The 24,886-nt window shown below is 64.2% G+C and carries 19 protein-coding genes and 2 pseudogenes; 14 read left to right on the top strand and 7 right to left on the bottom strand.

Translation table 11 applies throughout. The features are described 5' to 3' along the window. The first annotated feature begins 22 nt into the window (after positions 1-22). The 4 genes from MSTE_RS05435 (at position 23) to MSTE_RS05420 (ending at position 3,351) form a co-directional block, all read left to right on the top strand. A complete protein-coding gene (locus MSTE_RS05435; protein WP_096505469.1) occupies positions 23-895 on the top strand; it encodes an oxidoreductase in 873 nt (290 codons plus the stop codon). A 155-nt stretch (positions 896-1,050) separates the two neighbouring features. Continuing rightward, on the top strand, positions 1,051-1,704 hold the full coding sequence (locus MSTE_RS05430) for a 50S ribosomal protein L25/general stress protein Ctc (RefSeq protein WP_096499586.1): 654 nt from the start codon (positions 1,051-1,053) through the stop codon (positions 1,702-1,704). Positions 1,705-1,731: 27 nt separating this feature from the next. Next, positions 1,732-2,298 carry an aminoacyl-tRNA hydrolase gene (pth, locus tag MSTE_RS05425; protein WP_162291567.1) on the top strand — a complete coding sequence of 189 codons (567 nt, stop codon included), beginning with the start codon at positions 1,732-1,734 and terminating at the stop codon, positions 2,296-2,298. Positions 2,299-2,328: 30 nt separating this feature from the next. After that, on the top strand, positions 2,329-3,351 hold the full coding sequence (locus MSTE_RS05420; protein WP_096499582.1) for a beta-ketoacyl-ACP synthase III: 1,023 nt from the start codon (positions 2,329-2,331) through the stop codon (positions 3,349-3,351). Positions 3,352-3,367: 16 nt separating this feature from the next. Here the strand turns inward: MSTE_RS05420 and MSTE_RS05415 are convergent, their stop codons facing one another. The 3 genes from MSTE_RS05415 to MSTE_RS05405 all read right to left on the bottom strand — a co-directional run bounded on the left by MSTE_RS05415 (position 3,368) and on the right by MSTE_RS05405 (position 6,586). Further along, positions 3,368-3,751 (bottom strand): hypothetical protein, encoded by a 384-nt coding sequence (locus MSTE_RS05415; protein ID WP_096499580.1) that lies wholly within the window; start codon positions 3,749-3,751, stop codon positions 3,368-3,370. A 3-nt stretch (positions 3,752-3,754) separates the two neighbouring features. Then, positions 3,755-5,404 carry a fatty acyl-AMP ligase gene (locus tag MSTE_RS05410; RefSeq protein WP_096499578.1) on the bottom strand — a complete coding sequence of 550 codons (1,650 nt, stop codon included), beginning with the start codon at positions 5,402-5,404 and terminating at the stop codon, positions 3,755-3,757. 231 nt (positions 5,405-5,635) lie between these two features. Next, positions 5,636-6,586: a 4-(cytidine 5'-diphospho)-2-C-methyl-D-erythritol kinase gene (locus MSTE_RS05405; protein ID WP_162291370.1), complete on the bottom strand. Its 951-nt coding sequence runs from the start codon at positions 6,584-6,586 to the stop codon at positions 5,636-5,638. Positions 6,587-6,669: 83 nt separating this feature from the next. Here MSTE_RS05405 and MSTE_RS05400 point away from each other — a divergent pair, with 83 nt between their 5' ends. Both MSTE_RS05400 and MSTE_RS05395 read left to right on the top strand, forming a co-directional pair. Next, entirely contained in the window at positions 6,670-7,587 is a 918-nt protein-coding gene (locus tag MSTE_RS05400) for a bifunctional helix-turn-helix transcriptional regulator/GNAT family N-acetyltransferase (RefSeq protein WP_096499576.1), read from the top strand. 135 nt (positions 7,588-7,722) lie between these two features. After that, positions 7,723-10,764, top strand: coding sequence for an MMPL family transporter (locus MSTE_RS05395; protein ID WP_096505465.1), 3,042 nt, complete (start codon positions 7,723-7,725; stop codon positions 10,762-10,764). 24 nt (positions 10,765-10,788) lie between these two features. Here the strand turns inward: MSTE_RS05395 and MSTE_RS05390 are convergent, their stop codons facing one another. Continuing rightward, complete coding sequence (locus MSTE_RS05390) at positions 10,789-11,445, bottom strand: TetR family transcriptional regulator (protein WP_096499574.1); 657 nt, start codon at positions 11,443-11,445, stop codon at positions 10,789-10,791. Between the two features lie 165 nt (positions 11,446-11,610). Here MSTE_RS05390 and MSTE_RS05385 point away from each other — a divergent pair, with 165 nt between their 5' ends. The 4 genes and pseudogenes from MSTE_RS05385 to MSTE_RS05370 all read left to right on the top strand — a co-directional run bounded on the left by MSTE_RS05385 (position 11,611) and on the right by MSTE_RS05370 (position 17,333). Further along, on the top strand, positions 11,611-12,033 hold the full coding sequence (locus MSTE_RS05385; RefSeq protein WP_096499572.1) for an MmpS family transport accessory protein: 423 nt from the start codon (positions 11,611-11,613) through the stop codon (positions 12,031-12,033). After that, entirely contained in the window at positions 12,030-14,978 is a 2,949-nt protein-coding gene (locus tag MSTE_RS05380; protein ID WP_096499570.1) for an MMPL/RND family transporter, read from the top strand. The genes MSTE_RS05385 and MSTE_RS05380 overlap by 4 nt, the downstream gene beginning before the upstream one ends. Positions 14,979-15,027: 49 nt before the next feature. After that, positions 15,028-15,828 carry a serine/threonine-protein kinase gene (locus MSTE_RS05375; protein ID WP_096499568.1) on the top strand — a complete coding sequence of 267 codons (801 nt, stop codon included), beginning with the start codon at positions 15,028-15,030 and terminating at the stop codon, positions 15,826-15,828. Between the two features lie 19 nt (positions 15,829-15,847). After that, positions 15,848-17,333 (top strand): annotated as a pseudogene (locus MSTE_RS05370) (amino acid permease). 3 nt (positions 17,334-17,336) lie between these two features. On the opposite strand, the gene rsmA reads toward MSTE_RS05370, so the two are convergent. The 3 genes from rsmA to MSTE_RS05355 form a co-directional block, all read right to left on the bottom strand. Next, positions 17,337-18,227: a 16S rRNA (adenine(1518)-N(6)/adenine(1519)-N(6))-dimethyltransferase RsmA gene (gene rsmA / locus MSTE_RS05365; protein WP_162291565.1), complete on the bottom strand. Its 891-nt coding sequence runs from the start codon at positions 18,225-18,227 to the stop codon at positions 17,337-17,339. Beyond that, on the bottom strand, positions 18,200-19,327 hold the full coding sequence (locus MSTE_RS05360) for a resuscitation-promoting factor (protein ID WP_096499564.1): 1,128 nt from the start codon (positions 19,325-19,327) through the stop codon (positions 18,200-18,202). Before MSTE_RS05360 ends, rsmA begins: the two co-directional genes overlap by 28 nt. A 73-nt stretch (positions 19,328-19,400) precedes the next feature. Further along, entirely contained in the window at positions 19,401-20,276 is an 876-nt protein-coding gene (locus MSTE_RS05355; RefSeq protein ID WP_096499562.1) for a TatD family hydrolase, read from the bottom strand. On the opposite strand from MSTE_RS05355, the gene metG reads away from it, so the two are divergent. The 4 genes and pseudogenes from metG to MSTE_RS05335 all read left to right on the top strand — a co-directional run bounded on the left by metG (position 20,158) and on the right by MSTE_RS05335 (position 24,883). Further along, positions 20,158-21,867 carry a methionine--tRNA ligase gene (gene metG, locus MSTE_RS05350; protein ID WP_269458226.1) on the top strand — a complete coding sequence of 570 codons (1,710 nt, stop codon included), beginning with the start codon at positions 20,158-20,160 and terminating at the stop codon, positions 21,865-21,867. The genes MSTE_RS05355 and metG overlap by 119 nt on opposite strands. Positions 21,868-21,956: 89 nt before the next feature. Then, the gene (locus MSTE_RS05345; protein WP_096499558.1) at positions 21,957-23,114 is read left to right on the top strand and encodes an NAD(P)/FAD-dependent oxidoreductase; all 1,158 of its coding nucleotides are present in this window, start codon (positions 21,957-21,959) and stop codon (positions 23,112-23,114) included. 2 nt (positions 23,115-23,116) lie between these two features. Continuing rightward, positions 23,117-24,022, top strand: coding sequence for an RNA polymerase sigma-70 factor (locus tag MSTE_RS05340; RefSeq protein ID WP_096499556.1), 906 nt, complete (start codon positions 23,117-23,119; stop codon positions 24,020-24,022). A 41-nt stretch (positions 24,023-24,063) separates the two neighbouring features. After that, positions 24,064-24,883: pseudogene (locus tag MSTE_RS05335) on the top strand (GNAT family N-acetyltransferase). The last annotated feature ends 3 nt before the right edge of the window (positions 24,884-24,886 follow it).

The raw sequence follows: 24,886 nt of genomic DNA, 5'->3' as shown, positions 1-24,886 counted from the left end.
GCGACCGTTAGGGTCAGCTCCCGTGACCAAATGGACCGCCGCGGCGCTGCCGTCATTCGAAGGCCGCACCGTCATCATCACCGGAGCCAATAGCGGACTCGGCCTGGAGACCGCCCGCGAGCTGGCTCGCGTGGGCGCTCATGTCGTCATGGCGGTGCGCAACACCGAGAAGGGCAAGGCCTCCCAGTCCTCGATCACGGGAAGCACCGAGGTGCGTCAGGTCGATGTCGCCGATCTGGCGTCGGTGCGCGCCTTCGCCGACACCATCGACACCGCCGACATCCTGGTGAACAACGCCGGCATCATGATGGTGCCGCAGGCCAAGACCGTCGATGGCTTCGAAAGCCAAATCGGCACAAACCATCTCGGCGCATTCGCGCTCACCAACCTGCTGCTCCCCAAGATCACCGACCGCGTGATCGCGGTGGCATCGGTCGCTCATCGCGCCGGGAAGATCGATCTCGCCGACCTCAACTACGAGCGGCGTGGATACACCCGCGCCGGCGCGTACGGCGCATCCAAGCTCGCCAATCTGCTGTTCACCAAGGAGCTGCAGCGCCGGCTGAGCGCGGCCGGATCGTCCGTTCGCGCGCTGACCGTCCATCCGGGTGTGGCGGCCACCGAGCTGCAGTCGCACAGCGGGAACCCGATCTTCGAGATCGCGTTGAAGACCGGCAACCTTTTTGCGCAGGATGCCGCACACGGCGCCCTGCCGTCGCTGTACGCCGCTTCCCAGGACCTGCCGGGCGACACGTACATCGGGCCGGACGGCCCGTTCGAAGCCAAGGGCTACCCCAAGCCGGTGGGCCGTAGCCGCAGAGCCCAGGACGCCGAGAGCGCAAAGGGCCTGTGGGACCTGTCCGAGCAGCTCACCGGGGTGTCGTTCCCCCTCTGACCCCTGCACTGATTGGTCTTTCAGGTCCGGGCTCGGCTACTCTGAACGGGCTGTCACGGCGAGGGTGGGTCTTCCCACCGTTATCGACGGGATCACGGGCGTCATCCTGATGTCCTCCCTGCGCCGTGTCTCACGAAACGCAAGGAGTTGACCAGATGTCCCAGAAGAACGCCCCCACCAGCAATAACCTCACCGTCACCGTCCGCACGGACACGGGTAAGGGCGCCTCGCGCCGCGCCCGCCGCGACGGCCTGGTTCCCGCGGTCCTGTACGGCCACGGCACCACCCCCGAGCACCTGAACCTGCCGGCCCGCGACTTCGCGGCCGTGCTGCGCCACACCGGCACCAACGCCATCTTGACCTTGGACATCGAAGGCCACGAGCAGCTGGCCCTCACCAAGACCATCGAGATCCACCCCATCCGCCGCAACCTGGTGCACGCCGACCTGCTGGTCGTGCGCAAGGGCGAGAAGGTCACCGTTGAGGTGAACGTCCACGTCGAGGGCGACGCCGAGAGCGGCACCCTGGTCACCCAGGACGCCAACACCCTGGAGATCGAGGCCGAGGCGCTGTCCATCCCCGAGTTCCTCACCGTGTCGGTCGAAGGCCTGGCAGCGGGCACCCAGATCACCGCCGGATCGATCGAGCTGCCCAAGGGCTCCACCCTGATCTCCGATCCCGAGACCCTGGTCGTCAACGTCGTCGCGGCCCCGACCGCCGACGAGATGGACGCCGAGGGTGGCGGCGGTGAAGGTGCCGCTGAGGCTCCCGCCGCGGACGAGGCCGCCGAGGGCTCCTCCGAGGAGTAAGACGTGCCCGACGTATCCGACGACGCCGTGCTGGTGGTCGGCCTGGGAAACCCCGGGCCGACCTATGCCAAGACCCGGCACAACCTCGGATTCATGGTTGCCGACCTGTTGGCGGCCAAGGACGGCGCAACATTCAAGCCGCACAAGAAGTCCGGCGCCGAGGCGACAACGATTCGCCTCGGCGGCCGGGCCGTGAATCTGGCCAAGCCACGCACGTTCATGAACACATCCGGCCCTCAAGTGGCCGCACTGGCCAAATTCTTTTCAGTTCCCCCCGGGAACGTCATCGTGATGCACGACGAGCTGGATCTCGACTTCGGCACCGTGCGACTCAAGCTCGGCGGCGGCGAGGGTGGCCACAACGGGCTGCGCTCGATATCGCAATCACTGGGCACCAAGGACTATCTGCGGGTCCGTCTGGGTGTCGGTCGCCCACCCGGCCGCAAGGACCCAGCCGCCTTCGTACTGGAGAATTTCGCCAAGACGGAGACCGAACAGGTTCCGTTGCTGTGTGAGCAAGGCGTCGACGCGACCGAGCTGCTGATCCGCCTGGGCCTGGAGGCGGCACAGAATCAGGTACATGCCTGGGGTTAGACGTTCGGATGGTCCCGCTATGGTCTCCTCATGACCGACATCGCGGAGATCACCGGCATCAACAAGATCGGCCTGCTCAGCCTGGGGGCATACCGTCCCGAACGCGTCGTCACCAACGAAGAGATCTGCGAGCACATCGAGTCCTCCGACGAGTGGATCTACACCCGCACCGGTATCAAGACCCGCCGGTTCGCTGCCAAGGAAGAATCCGCCCAGACCCTGGCCATCGAAGCCGGACGTAAGGCCATCGCCAACGCCCTGCTCACCGGCGCCGAGATCGACGCGGTGATCGTCGCCACCAGCACCCACTACCTGCAGACACCGGCATCCGCCCCGGCCGTCGCCACCGCGCTGGGGGCCCAAGGCGTCCCGGCATTCGACCTGTCCGCCGGCTGTGCCGGGTTCGGATACGCGGTGGGCGTGGCGGGCGACATGATCCGCGGTGGCAGCGCCAGCAAGGTGCTGGTCATCGGCTCCGAAAAGCTCTCCCCCGCGCTGGATATGACCGACCGCGGCAACTGCTTCATCTTCGGCGACGGGGCCGGTGCGGTTGTCGTCGGCGAGACCGCCGAACAGGGTATCGGCCCCACGGTATGGGGCAGCGACGGCAGCCAGGCCAACGCCATTCGGCAGGATATCGACTGGATGGACTTCGCGGCAGCGCCCGACCCGGAGGGCCCGCGCCCCTATCTGCGCATCGAAGGAACCTCTGTATTCCGTTGGGCCGCATTTGAAATGGGCAAGGTGGGCCAGCGCGCCCTGGAAGCAGCCAAGGTGGGCCCGGAGGATATCGACGTCTTCGTCCCACACCAGGCCAACAGCCGGATCAACGAACTCTTGGCCAAGAACCTGCACTTGCGTTCGGATGCGGTGATCGCCAACGACATCGAACACACGGGCAACACCTCTGCCGCTTCGGTGCCGTTGGCCATGGAGGGCCTGCTGTCCACCGGCGCCGCCAAGCCGGGCGATCTGGCCCTGCTCATCGGATACGGCGCCGGACTGAGCTACGCCGCCCAGGTAGTCAGGATGCCACCCGTTCCGTTCGAGTAGTCAGCGCTTTCGGCGTTCACAACACGATGATGTCATGAACTTCCGACACGTAAAAGACCTGTGGGTTACGTTCAGCGGCACCGTCTCCGTTGGCGCCACTCACCACCACCCACACGCCTTCCAGCGGCCAGGCATCACCGAACCAGATCTCTTGCTCTACGCCGGTGTCATGCCATGCGATTCGCGCGTGCTCTCCTTGCTCCGCATCGCTCGAAAGCACTTCGACGATCTGTCCCAAGTGGAAGGCGGGATTCGCAGCGCACGTCCGTACCGCGTGCTCCCAGTGATTCTGCTGAGATGGTTTACGCCGCAGGCGACGAGTCGCCAACCACACGACGAGCAGGACTATCGGGCCAAACATGACGAGCTCGGCGAGCCGCTGCCCGAGAAAGTACGCCATCGATTAGATGACGAGGGCCACCGACGTCGAGCGGCGCAGCTTGCCCGATGGGGTCTTCGGAATGCTGCCCGGTCCGAGCACCACCACATTGCGCGGCCGCACATCGACCTCGGCAACGACCTCGTGCGCGACCTGCTGCTCGATGCGGCGAACCTCATCCGCATTCTCGAATGCGTTGGACTCCACCACAACCGCGAAGGTCTCGCGCTGATTCTTGGGGTCCACCCCGGCTTCCAGCCGCACGGCGACCGCACAACCCGGACGCACACCCTCGACACGGCCGGCCGCGCGTTCGATGTCGGTCGGGTAGATGTTGCGGCCCGCCATGATGATGACGTCCTTGACGCGACCGCAGACCACCACGTGCCCACGCTCGGTCAGATAACCGAGATCACCCGTGTTGTACCAACCGTTTTCGTCCTGCGCCGCCAGGAATCCACCCATGGTGACGTAACCGGGGGTGACCGACTCGCCACGCAACTCGATGACACCGACGCCGCGCGGAGGCAGCACATTCAGGTCCTCATCGATGACACGTGCCTCGATGCCGGGCAGTAGCGGGCCGAGTGTCGCCAGGTGGCGCAGATTTCCGCGGGTGGCGGGCACCGCCCGGCGCAGCGCGGCCAACAGGTCGGCGTCAACCTCGTCGACGATGAGACCGGAGGCTTCAACCTCGGAGAAGGACACGGCCAAGGCGGTTTCGGCCATGCCGTAGGCAGGCACCATCGCGGAGGACTTGAACCCAAACGGCTTTCCGGCATCGCACAGGTCGTGGACCACGGCCGGATCCACCGGCTCGGCACCGGAGAGCACGAATCGCAGGGTCGAAAGGTCGAAGTCGCCCGGCTTGGCCTGGTTGCGTAGCCGCTTGGCGAACAACGAGTAGGCGAAGTTCGGGGCGGCCGTCATGGTGCCCTTGTACTTGTCGATCAGCCTGCCCCACAACAGAACATCGCGCATGAAGTCCATCGGGGTGATCTTCACCAGCTCGGCGCCGAAGAACATCGGCACCGTGAGGAAGCCGACCATGCCCATGTCGTGGAACAGCGGCAACCAGCTGACCATCACGTCGGACTCCGGCTTGTACTTGGAGGCGACGTACATGCCGTGCGCGTTGGCGTACAGGTTGCGGTGAGTGATCTTGACAGCCTTAGGGGACCCGGTAGATCCCGAGGTCAGCTGCATCAGCGCGACAGCATCCTCGTCGACATCCAGGGGCTCGATCGCATCGGCATCCCACAGATCCTTGATCTGGACGACGATGACGCCCTTCTCCTCCAGCACCGGCGCGGCGGCGTCGAACGGCGCGGACACGATGACGGCCTTGGCGCCGATCATGTCGACAACCTTGAGGGTGTCCTCGGCCCACACCGCGAGGTCGGTGCGCGGGGTCGGCTGGTGCAGCATCGTCAGCGAGGCACCACGCATCCACACCGCCTGAATCGCCGGAGCGATCTCGACGGGCATACCCACCAACATGCCGATCGCATCGTCAGGCCCGAGACCCGCCGCGGCCAGACCACCGGCCAGCTGCTTGGCGCGCTCGTGGACCTGCTTCCAGGTGTGCCGAACGGGAGTATCGGGTTCGCCGGTGACCATGCCCTTGCTGCTGGACAGCGCATTGGCGTAGAGCTCGTCGGTAAACCTGCTCACAGTTCCTCCTGGCCTAGGCCTGTTGGGCGAGTCACGCGTCCTTATCGGATGGTCCGCCACAGCTGCCGCGACGCGCGGTAGGCGCGCGCGAGGCCGTTAGCAGCGGATTCATATCGTTCAGGTGACAGTCCGGATGCCTTCTTACGATCCCGTAGCATCTTAGGCTTTTCTTAATCGCCGTCAAAACCCACTGTGATCTGGCCGTTCGGCGTGTCGCGCTATTCGGCGTGTCTAGCCGTCGCTGCGACCCTGGATGACCTGTGCGCCGTGCACGGGCCCACTGGCCACTCGGACGGTTCGGCACACACCGGCACCCGCGAGCTCGGCACCCACCTGCACCGCATCATCGGCCGAGGTGCACAAGAACGCACAGGTGGGGCCGGAACCGGACACGATTCCGGCGAGGGCGCCCGCAGACTCCCCCGCTCGGAGCGTGCGCCGCAGGCCTGGATTGAGGCTCACCGCGGCGGCCTGCAGCTCGTTACCCAGCAGCGGCGCCAGTCGGCGTGCGTCCCCGGCAGCGAGCGCCCCGAGCAATTCGTCGGACTCGTCGAGCCGCGGCGGATCGCCGTTCTCGCGCAGCCGGTCAATCTCCCGGAACACATCGGGCGTCGACAAGCCCCCGTCGGCGAACGCGAACACCCAGTGAAAGACGTTGCGCGCCAAAACCGTGGCGAGCTGCTCGCCCCGACCCGTGCCCAAGGCGGTTCCCCCATGCAATGCGAACGGGACGTCGCTGCCGAGCCGGGCGGCCAGGTGGTGCAGATCGCGGCGCGGCACACCGGCGCGCCACAGCTCGTTCATCGCGACCAGCACCGCAGCCGCATCAGCGGATCCGCCCGCCATACCGCCCGCGACCGGGATGTCCTTGTTGATGAAGATCGAGACATCGGGGGCGCGGCCCACATGGTCGGCGAAGAGCTCGGCCGCCTGCCAGGCAAGGTTGCGCTCGTCGGTGGGCACCGTCCCCTGGCCCTGCCCGACGACATCGACGGACAGCACGTCGGCATCCCGAACCGTGACGTCATCGGCCAGCGACACCGCATGGAAAACGGTGGTCAGCTCGTGATAGCCGTCCTCACGCAGATCTCCGACGGCGAGATACAGGTTGACCTTGCCGGGCGCTCGAACGGTCACCGCGCCGGTGGGCACCCAATCGGAGACGGTCTCGGACACGCCCATGAGGGTACGTTCTGGCGGCGCACTTGGCCGTTACCCCTCGAACAACGGAGACATCGCGGCTTTATCTGACTAAAGTCAGGTAAATGACCGATGCCCTGGTCGACGGGTTGCGCAGCTTCAACAGAACCGTCACCCAACGAATAGGCGTCCTCGAGAGCGACTACCTCACCCGGGACCGCCCATTGGGTCAGTCGCGGGTGTTGTGGGAGATCGGCGCCAACGGTTCCGGGATTTCGCGGGGATGCGATATCCGCGAGCTGCGCGCCCGCCTGGGCTTGGACTCGGGGTACCTGAGCCGGCTGTTGCGCGCACTGGAAGGCGGTGGGCTCATCGAGGTGAACGCCGCGGACGGCGACACCCGGGTACGCACCGCGCGCCTGACACCCACCGGCCACGCCGAACTGTCCGAGCTGGATCGCCGCTCGGACGACCTGGCGCGTTCCATCCTGGAACCGCTCAGCATCGATCAGCGGCGACGGCTCGCCGATGCCATGGCCGAAGTCGAACGACTCTTTGTGGCCTCGCAGGTTCAGACCGCCGTGATGGACACCCGCGCCCCGGAGGCCCGATATTGCATTCGCGCCTACTTCGACGAGATCTCCGCCAGATTCTCCGGCGGGTTTGATCCCGCGCTGACGCTCCCCGCCGGAGACACCGAACTCTGCGCTCCCGCCGGACTGTTCCTCGTCGCAACCCTGCATGAAGAGCCCGTCGGCTGCGGTGGGCTCAAGCTGCTCAGGAACGCCGGCGGCATCATCGAAACGGCCGAAATCAAACGAGTATGGATCTCCCCCAATGTCCGCGGCATGGGGCTCGGGAAACGAATTCTCGCCGAGCTGGAGCAGCTGGCGATCGCCCACGGCGCCGGCACGATTCGCCTGGACACCAATCGGGCGCTTACCGAGGCGATCGCGATGTACCGCTCGGCGGGTTATGGCGAGGTCGCCGCGTTCAACGACGAAAAGTACGCACACCACTGGTTCGAAAAACCGCTGAGCTAACCGCAATCGAGCTCGATTCCGCGGTTCTGGCACGCCGCCACAGCAACGCTTGGCAATAGATCGATCGGTCTATATGCTGCGGTGGTATACCGATCGGTTTACCCAGTGGGGTAATGCAAACGAATGGCGGCTTACATGGCACACAGCGACAACCGGGCACTTCGCGCGGTCAGTCAGTTCTCGTGGCGGCGTCCGTGGCTGGTCATCGGCTCATGGCTAGCAGTCCTTGTCATCCTGAATCTCGGGATACCTCAGCTGGAGACAACGGTCGCTAAGCACTCCGCACCCTTCATGCCGTCCAATACCCAAGCTGCACAAACCTTTCAGTACATGTCGGAACGCTTCGGCGTGCCGGCGTCATCGGCCATCGGCAGCATCGTGCTGGTCGACGAGCGAGGCATCAACGAAGCCGACCGACTGGTGTACCGAAAGCTGGTGGATGCCCTACGCGCGGACAACGAGAACGTTGCGTACATGCTCGACGCCTACACCAGTGAAGACCTGCGTGATATCGGGCTGAGCCCGGACGGAAAGGCAATCCACCTCGCCCTCGCCGGCACCGGCGATATCGGGACGACCAAAGCCCACGAGAACACGGTGCGCATCCGTCAGATGATCGACGAGCTGCCTAAACCGGAGGGACTCGACATCTATCTCACCGGGCCCTCACCGATATTGACCGACATGTTCAGCGCGATGGACTCCTCCTTGGTGGTGATCACGGGCGTCTCGATAGTCCTGATCACACTGGTGCTGTTAGCGGTCTACCGCTCGCTGATCACGGCAATGGTCCCCCTGATCACCATCGGCATCGCCCTGGGCGTGGCCCGCCCGGTGATCTCCCTACTGGGCGAGCACGGAGTCCTGCTGGTATCGAATTTCACGATCTCGCTGATGACGGCACTGCTGCTGGGCGCCGCCACCGACTACGCGATCTTCATCGTCGCCAGCTACCACGAGGGACGAAGAGCGAAGCTTTCGGTTCCCGAGGCCCTAGGCCAGGGAACCAGCAAGGTCAACGGAATCCTCGCCGCATCGGCGCTGACCATCGCTGTCGCGGCATCTGCCATGGCCTTTACCGAGCTTGGCATGTTCAAAGCCGCGGGCCCCCCGATCGCCATCGCTATCGTGCTAGCACTCGCGGTCTCCCTCACCGTGCCGTACGCGATCCTGTCGATCCTTGGCGCACGCGGGTACGCCGAACCTCGGCATCTGAACGAGCTCAAGTGGCGACGTACCGGCGCGAGGATTGTCCGTCACGCGGGGGTCCTCAGTGCCGCCTGCGTGGTCCTCTTGCTCGCCGCCGCCTCGGTTGTCGCCACGTTCCGTGTGAACTTCAGCGAAAGTTCGATGCTGCTGAACGACACCGAAAGCACAACCGGTTATGCAAAGGTCCACGACCATTGGGGGGTCAACGAAGCTGCACCCGAGTACTTGGTCATCACCTCTGCCACGGACATGCGCAACACCGACGACTTAGCGGCCCTCGAGCACATCGCTACCGCCATATCCACACTGCCCGATGTCGCCTATGTCCGATCGATAACCCGGCCCACCGGAAAACCCCTCACGGAGACGACCACCGGGTATCAGGCCGGTGTCATCGGCCAGCGCCTGCAAGAGGCACAGCAGCGCATCGCCCAATCCGGTCCCGATCTTGGGCGACTGGTATCCGGACTGGCACAGCTGCAGGGCGGAGCCGACACGGCAGCGGCCAACGCGCCGCGGCTGGTGGCAGGCACCAGACAAGTCGTCGAACTCGCCCGCACCCTCATCAACAGCTACGAATCGGCGGGGCAGGCAATATCGACCGCGACAAACAGTACAGCCGATGTTCCGCAGACACTTGCCGATCTAACCGCCCTGGTGGACGTCCTCGATCATTCGCTACAAGCCCTGAGCGCCAACGCGTTAACGGCAGATGCGGTGAACACCCTCGAATCAGTGCTCGGTCCCGCACTGACTCCAGAACCGGCGCCGGCATGCACCACCAACCCGATCTGCACACATGCCCGGACGCAGCTCGACGAACTCGACTCGATCTCCAACGGCGCCATGACCAGGGTGCTGCGACAATTCCTGGCTTCGACCGCCGTTCCGCAGGAGACCATCGAGAACGCACGGTTGGCATTGCCACGGGTCAAAGACACCCTTGCACGGCTCCAGTCACTGTCGAAGCAGCTCGGAAATCAATCGCCGACGCAGGTCCGTAAACAACTGGACGAACTGGTCCAGGGTGCATCGGCGCTCTCCCAAGGAGTATCGCGGTTGTCTGGCGGGCTCACCCAGCTCAGAGGCGGGGTCGATCAGATCTCCGGCCTGACCGGCCAGCTCAACACCGGGCTGGGGGAAGCCTCGGGCTACCTCAACAACATCGGCGCGCATACCTCTACCGGCCCTGGGGCAGGCTTCTACCTACCGCCACAAGGCTTTACCGAAAAACAGTTTGTCGCCGGCCAGGAACTGCTGTTCTCTCCCGATGGCAGGACTGCCCGGATGCTAGTGGTGTTCGACGTCGAGCCCGACAGCTATCGGGCACTGAACACCGCACATCAACTTGCCCAGGCCGCCACCCAGGCCGCCGGCGAAACGAGCCTGCGGAACGCACAATTCGCGAGCACGGGTTTGGCATCGCTGTCGGCAGACATGCGCGATCAGGTCTGGCGCGATTTCGCCACCTACGGTGTGGTGGCCATCCTCGGCGTATTCCTGGTACTCGCCGTGCTATTGCGCAGCCTGCTCGCACCGCTGTTCATGGTGGCCGTGGTCACGTTGTCATTCGCCGCTGCCGCGGGCATCACGATCCTGTTCTGGCAGCACATCATCGGGATCGACGTCGACTGGTCGGTTTTCCCGGTGTCGTTCATGGCGTTGATCGCGGTGGGTGCCGACTACAGCATGTTGTTCGCGGCCCGAATCAGGGAGGAATCACAAGACGGCATAGTCCGCGGCATTCTCCGCGGCTTTGGCAGCACTGGGAGTGTGATCACCACCGCTGGGCTCGTCTTCGCCCTCACGATGTTCGCGCTGATGAGCGGAAGCGTGATCAACCTGCTGCAGATCGGCTTCACCATCGGCGTCGGGCTGCTACTCGACATCACCATTGTGCGCACCGTCATGGTTCCGGCGGCAATGTCAATCATCGGTAACAGGATCTGGTGGCCCAGCAAGGTGTAGGCGCCATGCCAACTCCGCCCTGGACTACTTCGCTGCCCCGATGCAGGTGGCGGTGAGCAGCCGGGTGAGCGTGCTGGCGAAATCCGTATCCCAATCCTCCGGAAAGCCCGGCTCTTCCCCGAAATCGTGCTCGAGCCCCGCAGGAGGATGGGCGAACTGCCACAGCATCCCGGCGAGCGCGAAGGCCGAGGTGACAATGTCGAGCGCACTGTTGCGGTCGAGCTCCGGCACCGCGCGCTCTATCGCGTCGACCATCGTCATCGCAGCCGCCTGGTTGACCCGCTGAGCCTCCCGGACCTGGCCGAGTGCCACCTCATGCTCGAGATGCAGATAGTGGCTGCCCAGCAGATCGCAAAACAGCGGCTCCTCGATGAGAGCGCTCGACAACACCGCACCGACGTCTGCCGGCGACCGCTCCTGCGAGCCGCCCAATTCCGAGCACACGGATTGAGCCAGCGCGGCCATGCCCTCCGTCGAGAGTCTCAGCAGCACCTCTTTATGGGAGGTGAAGTAGCGACGCACCGCGGAGTGATGCACACCCGCACGATTGGCCAAACCGGTGAGAGTGACCGACGCGACACCGGACTCCAACGCCAGCGACCGGGCGGCTTCCACGATCGTTGCCGCACGTTGACGCTTGTTCTCCTCCGAACGTGCGCGCCGGAAACCCAGGTGTGTCATCTACCTCAAGATAACGCACGGCGTGTGACTTGCGGGCGCACTTACCCGCTGGTAGGTTGCCTGTAACGCACACGCTATGCGTTATACGTGAACGCTTCATGCACTTTCCGGTAATCGATCTGTTCGACAGCACACGGGTGAAGGGGTCCTGCGATTCTCAGCGCATTGAAGCGGGCGTGGATTCCGGTGGTCATGGTGCTTGTCCTGGCCATCGCGGGTTTTGCGGTGTGGCGCATTCGCAGCATCTTCGGCTCGCAGCAGCTGCCCACCTACGCCGGCAGCATGACCGACGACAAAAACAACTCCAAGCCCAAGCACGTGGTCTACGACATCTTCGGCCCGCCCGGAACCGTCGCCGACATCAACTACATCGACAAGGAAGGGGAGCCCCACCAGATCAACGGGGCAACGCTACCGTGGTCGATTGAGATCATCACGACGGCACCGTCGATGACGGGAAACATCTTGGCTCAAACCCGCAATGCTGACGGACTGGGCTGCCGCATCACGGCCAATGGCGAGATAAAAGACGAGAGGTATACCAACGAGGTGAGCGCCTACGTCTACTGCTTTGTGAAGTCCGCATGAGCGGGGCACACGCCAACGGCGAGCCCACATTCATCGCCAAATGGATTCGGCGCCTGTCGGTTCCCATCGTCATCGCGTGGGTGGCAATCGTCGTCCTCCTCGCCCTCTCAGCGCCTCAGCTGGAGCAGGTGGGTCAAGAGAACACCGTTTCGCTGAGCCCCAACGACGCACCGTCGATGAAGGCCATGAAGAACATGGGACGGCTCTTCCAGGAGTCGGACTCCAACAGCGCGGCCATGATCGTGCTCGAGGGCGACCAACCGCTGGGCCCCGGCGCACACAAGTTCTACGACGAGATGGTGACGCAGTTACGCGCCGACACCAAACACGTTCAGCACGTACAGGACTTCTGGGGTGATCCCCTCACCGAGTCCGGCGCGCAGAGCACCGACGGCAAAGCGACCTACGTCCAGCTGAACCTGGCCGGCGATATGGGCGAGACACTCGCGAATGAATCGATCGAGTCCGTCCGCAACGTCATCAAGAAACTGACGACCGACGCCCAGGGCAACCCGAAGCCCATGCCGGACGGGCTCAAGGTCTACGTCACCGGTCCCGCCGCCCTGCAGACCGACTTGGCCCATGCCGGCGACAGCAGCATGATCAAGATCACCGGGCTGACGTTCATCGTCATCATCGTGATGCTGGCGTTCTTCTACCGATCGTTCTTCACCGTGCTGTTGGTGCTGCTCATGGTGGGTATCCAGTTGGGTGCCGCACGCGGAATGATCTCGGTGCTCGGCGACAACCACATCATCGGACTGTCCACCTTCGCGGTGAATCTCCTTGTGGTGCTGGTCATCGCGGCCGGAACCGACTACGCCATCTTCCTAATCGGGCGATATCAGGAAGCCCGGGTCAAGGGACTGGATCGCGAAGCCGCGTACTACGACATGTTCCATGGCACAGCCCATGTCATCTTGGGCACGGGATCGACGATCGCCGGCGCCATGTACTGCCTGAGCTTCACCCGCATGCCCTACTTCCAGACCCTGGGCGTGCCCTGCGCCGTGGCGGTTCTGACGGCCGTGGCCGTCGCCCTCACCCTGGGGCCGTCGCTGATCACCATCGGAAGCCGTTTCGGGCTGTTCGAGCCCAAGCGCGCCATGCGAATTCGCACCTGGCGTCGCATCGGTGCCGCGATCACCCGCTGGCCTGGCCCGATCCTGGCCGCCTCGATGGCGATCGCCATCATCGGACTGGCCGCACTGCCCGGCTACCAGACCAGCTACGACGATAAGAAGTACATCCCCAAGGACATCCCCGCGAATCAGGGTTTCCAGGCCGCCGACCGGCACTTCGACCCGGCCCGGATGAACCCCGAAATGCTGGTGCTGGAGTCCGATCACGATATGCGGAACTCCGCGGACTTCCTGGTCATCGACAAGCTGGCCAAGGCCGTATACAAGGTGCCGGGAATCGCACGCGTGCAAGCGATTACCCGCCCACAGGGCACCCCGATCGAGCACAGCTCGATCCCCTTCCTCATCAGCGCCCAAGGCGTCGGCCAGGTTCAGAACCTGAAGCTGATGAAGGACCGGATGGCCGATATGAAGGTCCAGGCCGACCAAATGGGACTCATGGTGAACACCATGAAAAAGATGCTGGCCAACATGACCGAGCTCACCGGCGTGATGCACCAGATGATCGGCGACATGCATCACCTGCAGGGCACCATCCACGACATGCGGGACAGCCTCGAGAACTTCGACGACTTCTTCCGTCCCATCAAGAACTACTTCTACTGGGAGAAGCACTGCTTCGATATCCCGATCTGTCAGGCGTTCCGATCGATCTTCGAGGTGCTCGACAAGATCGATGAGCTCACCGAGAACATGGACGGCATGGTCCTCTCGATGGAGAAGATGGACGTCATCATGCCTCAGATGGTCGCCGACATGCGGGACATGATCCCGCTCATGGAATCCATGCAGAACATGATGTTGACGATGCACAGCACCATGGCCGGCATGTACAACCTCCAGGACGAGACGAGCAAGGACTCGACCGCCATGGGCAGGGCGTTCGACAAGGCCAAGAACGACGACTCGTTCTACCTGCCGCCGGAGATCTTCGACAACCCGGATTTCAAGCGCGGCCTCAAGATGTTCCTGTCCCCCGACGGCAAGACGCTGCGGATGATCATCTCGCATCGCGGCGATCCCACGTCGCCCGAAGGACTTTCACATATCGAGCCCATCAAGCTGGCCGCGATCGAAGCCGTCAAGGGCACCCCCCTTGAAGACGCCAAGATCGAACTGGGCGGCACCGCAGCGACATTCAAGGACATGTCCGACGGCGCCCGATACGACCTGATGATCGCCGGCATCTCCGCGCTGTGCCTGATCTTCCTCATCATGTTGCTCATCACGCGAAGCTTTGTGGCCTCGCTGGTGATCGTCGGCACCGTATTGCTCTCCCTGGGCGCCTCATTCGGCTTGTCGGTCATCATCTGGCAGTACATCCTGGGTCAGGAATTGCACTGGATGGTCATGCAAATGGCGATCATCGTGCTACTCGCCGTGGGCTCCGACTACAACCTGCTGCTGGTCTCCCGCCTCAAGGAAGAACTACCGGGCGGGTTGAAGACGGGCATGATCCGGGCGATGGGCGGCACCGGCAGTGTGGTGACCTCCGCCGGCCTGGTGTTCGCCTTCACCATGATGGCCATGGCCATCAGCGATCTGACGATCATCGGCCAGGTGGGCACCACCATCGGTCTGGGTCTGCTGTTCGACACCCTGGTGGTGCGGTCGTTCATGACACCGGCCATCGCGACCCTGCTGGGCCGCTGGTTCTGGTGGCCGCTGAACGTGCGCGCCCGGCCGCTGCCGCCGCCGAGAACACCTCGGCCGGCAAGTTCCGTACCGCCTCCCCCAGCGCCCGTCGGTGCGGGACCAGATCCGGTGACTGGGCCGCCGTCGGAGTTCCCCAGACACGCGTAGTAGAACGAAATCCGCCACCACGCTGGGGTACTCGTGACACCCTCGGTGCATGCCGGTACCGGGTGGCGAATTCCATGGCTACGTCATCGACGCTGTGGCGGGACGTGGCGGGACGGCACAGGTCTTCCTGGCACACCGCGATGACGGTCCGGACGTCGCTCTGAAGGTGCTGGATCCACGGCATCGGAACCCGGAGAGCATCGACCGGTTGCACCGGGAATTTGTTTTGGCCCAACGGTTTTCGCATCCCCGCATCATCACGGTCTACGAACGCGGCGAGGACTGGCTGGCCATGGAAGCGCTCACCGGCGGCTCCGCGAAGGACTTGGTGGGCACCAATCAAAGCTGGATCATGCCCATAAAGCTAACTACCCTCCATCAGATCGCCGGAGCGCTCGACTACATCCACGACGCCCAGGTGGTGCATTGCGACGTGAAGCCGTCCAACATCATGCGTCGGCGCTCAGGCAGCGCCGTGCTCACCGATTTCGGTATCGCCCAGGAACTTATCCTCGCCGCCGGGCCACGCAGGCCCGTCGTACAGACATCCCTGCCCTACGCGGCACCCGAGGTGCTGCGCGGGCAACCCGTGACGGCGGCCACCGACCAGTATGCGTTGGCCTGCACCGCGGTCGAACTGTTCGACGGCAGACCCCCGTTCACCGCACGCACGGCGATGAGACTCGCTGACCTGCACCTGAACGCCACGCCGTGGCCGATCTCTTACCGCCATAAGGACATCCCCCGAGCGTTCGATTCGATCGTCGCCAAGGCCATGTCCAAGGATCCGTTAAGCCGCTATCCGACATGTACGGAGTTCATAACACTTTTGACACACGCGATGACCTAATCCCCGGTACCGTCGCCCCATGGCATCTCCAGCTAATTACGATACGTCCGCCCTCACTCGCGAGGACGAGGGATATCACAAAGGCCTGAAGAACCGCCAAGTCCAGATGATCGGGATCGGCGGTGCCATCGGCACCGGCCTGTTCATGGGCGCCGGAAAACGTCTGCACGAGGCCGGGCCAAGCCTGTGGCTCGTCTACGCCGTCTGCGGCATCTTCGTCTTCTTTATGCTGCGTGCCCTCGGTGAGCTGGTGCTGCACCGCCCGTCATCGGGGTCTTTCGTGTCCTACGCGCGCGAATTCCTCGGGGAGAAGGCCGCTTACATCGCCGGCTGGATGTACTTCGTCAACTGGGCGGCCACCTCGATCGTGGACGTCACCGCGATCGCCCTCTACATGCACTACTGGGGCTCCTTCAAGGCCATCCCCCAGTGGACCATCGCGCTCATCGCCCTGGTCATCGTGCTCACCATGAACATGATCAGCGTCAAGCTGTTCGGCGAGATGGAGTTCTGGGCCGCACTCATCAAAGTCGTTGCCCTCGTAGCCTTCTTGATCGTCGGCATCGTGTTCTTGGCGGGACGATTCACGGTCGAGGGTGCCACCACCGGGCCCTCGATACTCGCCGACAACGGTGGACTCTTCCCCACCGGACTATTGGCCCTGGTGGTGGTCACCTCCGGTGTGGTCTTCGCCTACGCCTCAGTGGAATTGGTGGGCACCGCGGCGGGTGAGACGGAAAATCCCGAGAAGGTCATGCCGAAGGCCATCAACGCAGTGGTGATTCGTATCGCCGTCTTCTACGTCGGCTCATTGATTCTGCTGGCATTACTGCTGCCCTACACCCTCTACAAGGAGGGCGAGAGTCCGTTCGTGACGTTCTTCTCCCGAGTGGGTCTGCCCTACGCCGGCGACATCATGAACTTCGTGGTGCTCACCGCCGCGCTCTCGAGCCTGAACGCGGGCCTGTACAGCACCGGCCGCATCCTGCGCTCCATGTCCATGAATGGCAGTGCACCGCAACTCTTGTCTCGCATGTCATCCAATGGCGTCCCTTTCGCGGGCATCGCTCTCACCGCCTGCTTCACCGTCGTCGGCGTCTTCATGAACATGGTCATCCCCGCCAAGGCGTTCGAGACCGCGCTGGATGTGGCAGCGCTCGGAATCATCGCCTCGTGGGCCACCATCGTCATCTGTCAGCTGCGGCTGTACCAATGGACGCAACGGGGCATCCTGCGACGCGGCAAGTTCCAGATGCCCGGCGCCCCCCTACACCGGGTACGCGACGCTCGTTTTCCTGCTGGTGGTGCTGGTACTCATGTGCTACGAAAACTATTGGAACCTGGTGGCTCTGGGGATCTTCACGCCGCTGCTCATCATCGGTTGGTACCTCTCCAAGGAACGCGTCATGGAGCTGGCTCGCGAGCGCGTGGGCTACACCGGGCAGTACCCGGTGATCGCGGAGACTCCGATGATGGACGACCCGCCCAACCTCGGTGACAAGTAGAACCTAGACGATCGCCGAACGCTCCAGCAGCCGAGCGAAATCCGCGACATCCAACGTCTCGCCGCGACGCGCCGGGTCGATGCTGGCGGCCAGCAGCCGACGCGCCGACTCGTCACCCGAACCCGCCCACTCCGCGAAAGCGTTACGAGAGGTCTTGCGGCGCTGGGCGAATGAGATGTCGATCAGGTCGAAGAGCTCCTTGCGGAACCCAGCATCGGAGGGCCAGATCGCGTCAGGATGACGGTCGATGCGCACCAGACCCGAGTACACCCGCGGAATCGGCCAGAACACCGCAGGAGACACGGTACCGAGACGCTTCACCTTGCCGAAGTAGCGCACCTTCACGCTCGGCACACCATAGATACGCGAACCGGGCTCCGCCGTCAGCCGATCGGCCACCTCGGACTGGACCATCACCAAAATGGTCTTCACCGAATCGAATTCGGTCAGGATCCGCAGCAGCGCCGGCACCGCGACGTTGTAGGGCAAGTTGGCCACCATTGCCGTCGGCGGATCCCCGGAGATATCGGCGGGGGTGAGCTTCAGTACGTCTTGGTGAATCACCGAGAACCGGTTGAACTCGCTGTGCGAGTGTTCCTTGATGGTGGCCGGAAGACGTCGAGCCAACACCGGATCCAGCTCGACCGCGGTCACCGCGCAGCCCTTGTCCAACAGCCCCAACGTCAGTGAGCCCAGGCCGGGCCCCACCTCGATGACGTGATCGCCCTTACCCACACCCGATGCGGACACGATCCGGCGAATGGTGTTGGCGTCGTGAACGAAGTTCTGGCCCAGCGTCTTCGTCGGTCGGAAATCGAGATCCTTGGCCAGTTGTCGGATCTCGGTGCGGCCGAGCAGCCTGATGGTCAGCGGGCACCGACCCTCGCGCTGCATACCGGCCAAGCGCCCCAACCCTGCACAGCCAACGTCTTCTCGGCGATGGCGATCTGTTCCTCGCGCGTCGCGAGGTCGGCACGCGGCGCATACTTGGCGCCGCCGTGGGCCAGCCAGGTTCCGTAGTCGAACTGCACACCACCGTAGAAGCCATTACCCGTGTTGATGGCCCAGTTGCCACCGGCCTCACACGAAGCCAGCGCATCCCACGCCGATCCACGGGTCACCGTGGGCACCTCGGTGCCCGGTTTGGCACCGACCCGCAGCACCGAGTCGCGGGCGGGAGTCAGCACATTGTTGGACACCGGCATCCGCCCGGTTTCGCGGCCATTGACCGTCAACACCGAGAACACGATGTCCTGGGTACCGGGAGCGCCCGGATCCTCGACTACCGAGCGACTCATGTTCATGTCGGCGTCTTCGATTTTCTGAGGAGTCGGCGCCAAGGGAGCCTGCTCGGTCACCTTGCTGACCCGGATGCGGGTCACAGTGATCGGCATGTCGGCGGTCACCGGGGTGCTCGGCGCGGGATCGACGGTGTCGAACTGCTGCAGCGGGTTACCGGTGGCCTCCAGGAGCGTGCCCACGGTGGGGGCGGCGATGCGCGGGGTGCTCATCGCGCCGCCGTCGTTGAGACGCACGGTCTTGGCACTCACCACCGCCAGTGACATGCCCTCCAACGGAAGGCGACTGCCACGCGTCGCGGCGGTCGGGGCGGTGTCGGTCATGGACAGCTGAGACAGCGCGTCGTTCACCGTGTTGGCGGTGGTCCAGACCTGCTGGGTGCCCTGCCCGTCTACGGAGATGTCCAGCGGGCGCGAACGCTTGAGCACGATGGTGTCGCCGTCACGTACCGAGTCGTGCTTGGCCGGAGCGACATCGTCACGATCCGACAGCGCGTATCCGTAGTCGGCCAGCACCTCGGACACCTGTGACTTGACGGTCGTGACCGTCATGGCGTTCCCGTCGACGTTGAGAGTGAGGGTCTTATGCGCAGCGATGGCGTAGCCACCGCCCGCGCCGATCACCACCAGCAGGGCGGCCACAAGGGCGCGCAGCAAGGGCGATCGCGTTGCGTTGAGCTTCGTCAGTGCATTCACGAGTAGGAGATTCCTGCGTTCGTTTCGGTGCCTCGATACCGGTTGTCAACGGTGACGCAACCCGGCGATCTGATCACGACACGGTAACGAAAGCATCGCGCCGAGGCAACTCATCAACCATCTTGAACACCCTTACTGCCGTCGCCGTGGACGCGGCCGCTAATCGCTCGGGGCGTTGCCCGGTTATGTCGGCGAGGGCCCGGACGGTGTACGGCAGACAGTACGACTCATTCGGTGCACCCCGATACGGATGGGGGGTGAGGTAGGGCGCATCGGTCTCTACCAGCAGTTGTTCGTCGGGAATGAGCGCGGCGGCCTCCCGAAGCGCATGCGCGTTCTTGAAACTCACCGTCCCCGACAAGCTCAAGATCCAGCCCTCAGCGACGCACCTCTTCGCCATCTCAGCATCCGATGAGAAGCAGTGGAAGATAACCGTGGGCGGCGCGCCCTCGGACTTCAGCACATCGAGCACTTCGGCGTCGGCATCGCGGTTGTGAATCATCAGCGGCTTGCCCGTCCGCTTAGCCAGCTCGATATGCCAAGCAAATGCTTCGCGTTGAATCGACGGCTCCGCGCAGCCCTCCAATCGGCCCGGCCAATACAGATCCAAACCGGTCTCCCCGATCGCCACCACGCGGGGATGTGCGGCCAGATTTTCCAACTCCGCGCGCGCGGAGTCGGTCAGATCACCGGCGCGAGTGGGATGCAACGCGACGGCGGCGTACACCCGCGGATCACCCGCGGCGGCCGACACCGCCCATCGGGCCGACGCAAGGTCGTCTGCCACCGTCACCACACGCCCCACACCCACGGACTCGGCGTGATCGACGATGGCGCGCACGTCCTGGTCCGTCACGGCACCGCATGCATCCAGATGGGTGTGCGCATCGATAAGGGGCGCGAGCGGCTCGGGGTTGGGCGGGGCCTGCCTCTTATTGCCGGGCGTCATCAGAACACCAGTCTATAAAGTTGCTCAGACCATGCCTGAATCATTGGATCCGTTCTACATCACCACAGCCATCGCGTACCCCAATGGCGAGCCGCACATCGGCCACGCGTACGAGTACGTCGCGACCGACTCGGTCGCCCGCTTCAAGCGGCTGGACGGCTTCGACGTGCGTTACCTCACCGGTACCGACGAACACGGCTTGAAGGTGGCGCAGACGGCGGCAGCAGCCGGAATTCCGACGGCGGAGCTGGCCCGGCGCAATTCCGACGTGTTCGAGGCGTTGCAGCGCAAGCTCAACATCTCCTTCGACCGGTTCATCCGAACCACCGACCCAGACCATTACGAGGCGTCGAAGGCGATCTGGCGCCGGATGGCCGACAACGGCGACATCTATTTGGACACCTACGCGGGCTGGTACTCGGTGCGCGACGAGGCGTTCTACACCGACGCCGAAACCACCGTCGCCCCCGACGGCACCCGCACCGCCACCGCGACGGGAACCCCGGTCGACTGGACCGAAGAACACTCCTACTTCTTCAGGCTGTCGAATTACCAGGACAAGCTGCTGGCGCATTACGAAGCCCATCCGGAGTTCATCGGCCCGGCGGTACGGCGCAACGAAATCGTCAGCTTCGTCTCCGGTGGTCTGCGCGATCTCTCCATCTCCCGCACCACGTTCGACTGGGGCGTGCCGGTGCCCGACCACCCCGACCACGTCATGTATGTGTGGGTGGATGCCCTCACCAACTATCTGACGGGGGTGGGCTTCCCCGACACCTCATCGGACTCGTTCGCGCGGTACTGGCCCGCCGATCTGCACATGATCGGCAAGGACATCAGCCGGTTCCACACCGTGTACTGGCCAGCATTTTTGATGTCGGCCGGCATCGCACTGCCCAAGCGGGTCTTCGCGCACGGCTTCCTGACCAACAAGGGCGAGAAGATGAGTAAGTCGATCGGCAATGTGGTCGACCCGATCAACCTCATCGACACCTTCGGACTGGACCAGGTGCGCTACTTCCTGCTGCGCGAGGTTCCCTTCGGCCAGGACGGCAGCTACACCGAGGAAGGTCTGATCGGGCGGATCAACGCCGACCTGGCCAACGAGCTGGGCAACCTGGCGCAGCGGTCGCTGTCCATGGTCGCCAAGAATCTCGACGGCATCGTGCCCGAACCGGGCGACTTCGCACCCGAGGACCTGGAGCTACTCAGCGCTGCTGACAGCCTCCTGGAACAGGCCCGCACCCATTTCGAGGTGCCGGCGATGCATCTCGCGCTGGAGGCGATCTGGCAGGTGCTGGGCGCGAGCAACCGGTACTTCTCGGCTCAGGAGCCATGGGTGCTGGGCAAGAGTGATAGCGCCGAGGACCAGCTGCGGTTCGGCACCGTGCTGTACACCACGTTGGAGGTGGTGCGGATTGTCGCGCTACTGGTGCAGCCGGTGATGCCCGAGTCCGCGGCCACACTGCTGGATCTATTGGGCCAGTCCGAAGATCAGCGGGACTTCTCCGCGATGGGGACACGACTCAAGCCCGGCGTGAGCCTGCCCGCGCCGACGGGCGTGTTCCCGAAGTATCAGGTGCCCAAGTAGGTCGCGACAGTGATCCCGGTCACGGTCTGTCACAGATTTCATCGCATCGGTGTCTTAAGGGCATCAGCGACTGAAAGGAAGTCACCGAAATGACCGAGAACACCCGAGTGATCGTGATCGGCGGAGGCTACGCGGGAACCCTGGCGGCCAACCAATTGCTCGCCAACAAAAACCTGACCGTGACCCTCGTCAATCCCCGACCGCACTTCGTCGAACGAATCCGACTGCATCAGCTGGTTGCCGGAAACAGCACCGCGACCGCCGAGTACGACACGCTGCTCAACCCGGCCATCCACCTCGTGGTCGACAAGGTCACCCATATCGATGCCGGCGCACAGAAGTTGGAGCTCGCCTCGGGCGCGGTGCTGCCGTACGACTACCTGGTCTACGCCGTCGGAAGCACCACCACAACCCCCGACATCCCCGGTGTGGCAGAACATGCGTTGTCCATCAACGAGTTCGAACACGCCCAGCAGGTGCGCGCCCGATACGAGAGGCTGGCGCCGGACGCACCGATCGTGGTCGTCGGCGCGGGCCTGACCGGCGTCGAGCTGGCCGGAGAACTCGCCGAGGTCGGACGTCGGGTGACACTGATCTGCGGTACACAACTGTTGCCCTCCGTCGGCGATCCGGCACGGCGCGCAGCCGCCAGGCGACTGGAGAAGCTGGGTGTCGAGGTGCTGCTGCCCGCCACGGTCGTGCGGGTCGACGAGGATTCGGTGACGCTGTCCGACGGACGCGTGCTACCGACCGCGCTCACGGTGTGGACCGCGGGATTCGGGGTGCCACAGCTGGCCGCCGACAGCGGCCTGAGCACCGATGCCCTGGGCAGACTACTCACCGACGAGGCGCTGGTCAGCGTGGACAATCCCCGCGTCATCGCGGCCGGGGACGCCGCCAGCCCGTCAGGTGTGCCGCTTCGGATGAGCTGCCAGGCCGCCGGGCCACTGGCCGCCCGCGCCGTCAAGACGGTGCTCGCCCTGGTCGATGGTCTGCAGCCGGAGGCTCGGAGCCAAATCTTCACCGGACAGAATGTCAGCATCGGACGGAACGCTGCCGTCATCCAGTTGGGCCACACCGACGACACTCCCCGCAAGCTGTACATAGGCGGGCGAGCAGGCGCCGCCATCAAGGAAATGGTTTGCAACGGAACGCTTTCCATCATCGCGACTGCTGCCAAGCACCCCACGTGGTACTTCTGGCCCCAGGGCGGCAAGCGCGCCGAGGCCCTCAAGGTGCAGGCCTAGCGGTGTCCGACTCCGCTCATGCCGAGCTGTTCACCCACCTGCGCCCGCTGCTGTTCACCATCGCGTACGAAATGCTGGGTTCCGCAACGGAAGCCGACGACGTACTGCAGGAGAGCTATCTGCGGTGGGCGCAGGTGGACCTGAACACTGTCACCGACACCAAGGCCTATCTGGCGCAGATCGTCAGCCGCCAATCACTGAACACCTTGCGGGCCAACAGCCGTAGACGCGAGGAGTACGTGGGACCGTGGCTGCCGGAGCCGGTGCGGGTGACCTTTGAGGGCAGCACCGACGACGCCTCGACCGACGTGGTCTTGGCAGAGTCGGTCTCCATGGCCATGCTGGTGGTACTGGAAACGCTGACACCGGATGAGCGTGCGGTATTCGTCATGCGCGAGGTCTTCGGCTTCGACTACGCCGAAATTGCCTCCACGGTATGCAAATCGGAGTCCGCGGTGCGCCAGATGGCGCACCGCGCCCGCGAGCATGTGCAGTCGCGCCGACGCAGGTTCACCCCGACTGATCAGCAGACCGAGGAACTGACCACCAAGTTCCTGCTGGCCGCTGCGGGCGGCGATGTCGATGCACTGGTGGAAATACTCGCCCCGGACGCCGTGTGGACATCAGACGGCGGCGGGAAGGTCAGTGCCGCGCGGCGCCCGGTGTACGGGGCCGACAGAGTGGCGCGCGTCGCCATCGGACTCTCGCGGGCGGCCGCGTCGTTCCCCGACGTCCGCATGGAACTGAGCACGTACAACAGCACGCCCGCGCTGCTGATCTACAGCGAGGGCCGCCTCGACGCCGTGCTGGCCGTATCGATCACGGACGGCAAGGTGGCGCACGTCTTCGCGATCCGCAACCCCGACAAGCTGGCCACCGCCGAAACAGCGCGCCACATCAGCAGATAACCGGTAGCGGTCCCGGCAGGTTGTCGGACACAATCACCGGCGTGTTCTGTGACATCGATACCGCCGCACGCATTGAGCGCGCCGAAGCCGACACGATTGCCGCGGGAACCGCGCGATGCGACGACGGTGTCGTGATACCGCTGGCCGGGGGGCGTCGCGTCGTATGCGGGACCGGATTCACCGATGAACAAGGTCGCCGGACTCGGGTGGGGTGGTGTGCCCACCGCATCCGAACTCGAGGCCGTCGAGCAGATGTTCGCCGACCGCGATACCCCGGTGCAGGCCGAGGTATCGAGCCTGGCCGATCCGGCGGTCTGTGAGCTGCTGACCCGGCGCGGCTACCTGCTGGTGTCGTTCGAGGACGTGCTGGGCCTGACACTGCGCGATACCCCCGCGCCGGTGATCCCGGATGACATCACGGTGCGCCACAGCGGGACCGATGAGCTGGCCAGCTGGCTCGACGTGATCGTCGAGGGATTCGCGGTCCCCGATGACCAGGGCGTGGCCTCGCACGAATCGTTTCCGCGCGAGGTGCTGTCCCGTGCGATCGCCGCGCTGTCCACGGTGGAGGGTGAGCAGCGCTACATCGCCCTGCGGCAGGGCGCTGTCGCAGGCGGCGCAAGTATGCGAATCCTCGACGGGGTGGCCCAGCTCAACGGCGCGGCGACTGCCGCCCCACATCGTCGGCACGGTATCCAGACAGCGCTGCTGACCACCCGGCTTCACGAAGCCGCAAGAGCCGCCGCGGATCTGGCCGTGGTCACCACACAGCCCGGCTCAAAATCTCAGCAGAACACCCAGCGTCAGGGCTTCTCACTGCTGTACACCCGCGCGATCCTGGTGAAGGGTCTGCGAAACTAGACC

It is taken from the genome of [Mycobacterium] stephanolepidis (assembly GCF_002356335.1).
Lineage (GTDB): Bacteria > Actinomycetota > Actinomycetes > Mycobacteriales > Mycobacteriaceae > Mycobacterium > Mycobacterium stephanolepidis.
The sequence above is the reverse complement of the archived record's forward strand: the minus strand, read 5'-3'. Positions and strand labels throughout refer to the sequence as shown.

Coding starts and splice junctions, on each gene's coding strand:
- MSTE_RS05395 (WP_096505465.1), top strand. CDS start 7,723: ATGGCACACAGCGACAACCGGGCACTTCGCGCGGTCAGTCAGTTCTCG.
- MSTE_RS05390 (WP_096499574.1), bottom strand. CDS start 11,445: ATGACACACCTGGGTTTCCGGCGCGCACGTTCGGAGGAGAACAAGCGT.
- MSTE_RS05430 (WP_096499586.1), top strand. CDS start 1,051: ATGTCCCAGAAGAACGCCCCCACCAGCAATAACCTCACCGTCACCGTC.
- MSTE_RS05415 (WP_096499580.1), bottom strand. CDS start 3,751: ATGGCGTACTTTCTCGGGCAGCGGCTCGCCGAGCTCGTCATGTTTGGC.
- MSTE_RS05420 (WP_096499582.1), top strand. CDS start 2,329: ATGACCGACATCGCGGAGATCACCGGCATCAACAAGATCGGCCTGCTC.
- MSTE_RS05400 (WP_096499576.1), top strand. CDS start 6,670: ATGACCGATGCCCTGGTCGACGGGTTGCGCAGCTTCAACAGAACCGTC.
- MSTE_RS05405 (WP_162291370.1), bottom strand. CDS start 6,586: ATGGGCGTGTCCGAGACCGTCTCCGATTGGGTGCCCACCGGCGCGGTG.
- MSTE_RS05380 (WP_096499570.1), top strand. CDS start 12,030: ATGAGCGGGGCACACGCCAACGGCGAGCCCACATTCATCGCCAAATGG.
- metG (WP_269458226.1), top strand. CDS start 20,158: ATGGCGCGCACGTCCTGGTCCGTCACGGCACCGCATGCATCCAGATGG.
- MSTE_RS05345 (WP_096499558.1), top strand. CDS start 21,957: ATGACCGAGAACACCCGAGTGATCGTGATCGGCGGAGGCTACGCGGGA.
- MSTE_RS05355 (WP_096499562.1), bottom strand. CDS start 20,276: ATGACGCCCGGCAATAAGAGGCAGGCCCCGCCCAACCCCGAGCCGCTC.
- MSTE_RS05375 (WP_096499568.1), top strand. CDS start 15,028: ATGCCGGTACCGGGTGGCGAATTCCATGGCTACGTCATCGACGCTGTG.
- rsmA (WP_162291565.1), bottom strand. CDS start 18,227: ATGCAGCGCGAGGGTCGGTGCCCGCTGACCATCAGGCTGCTCGGCCGC.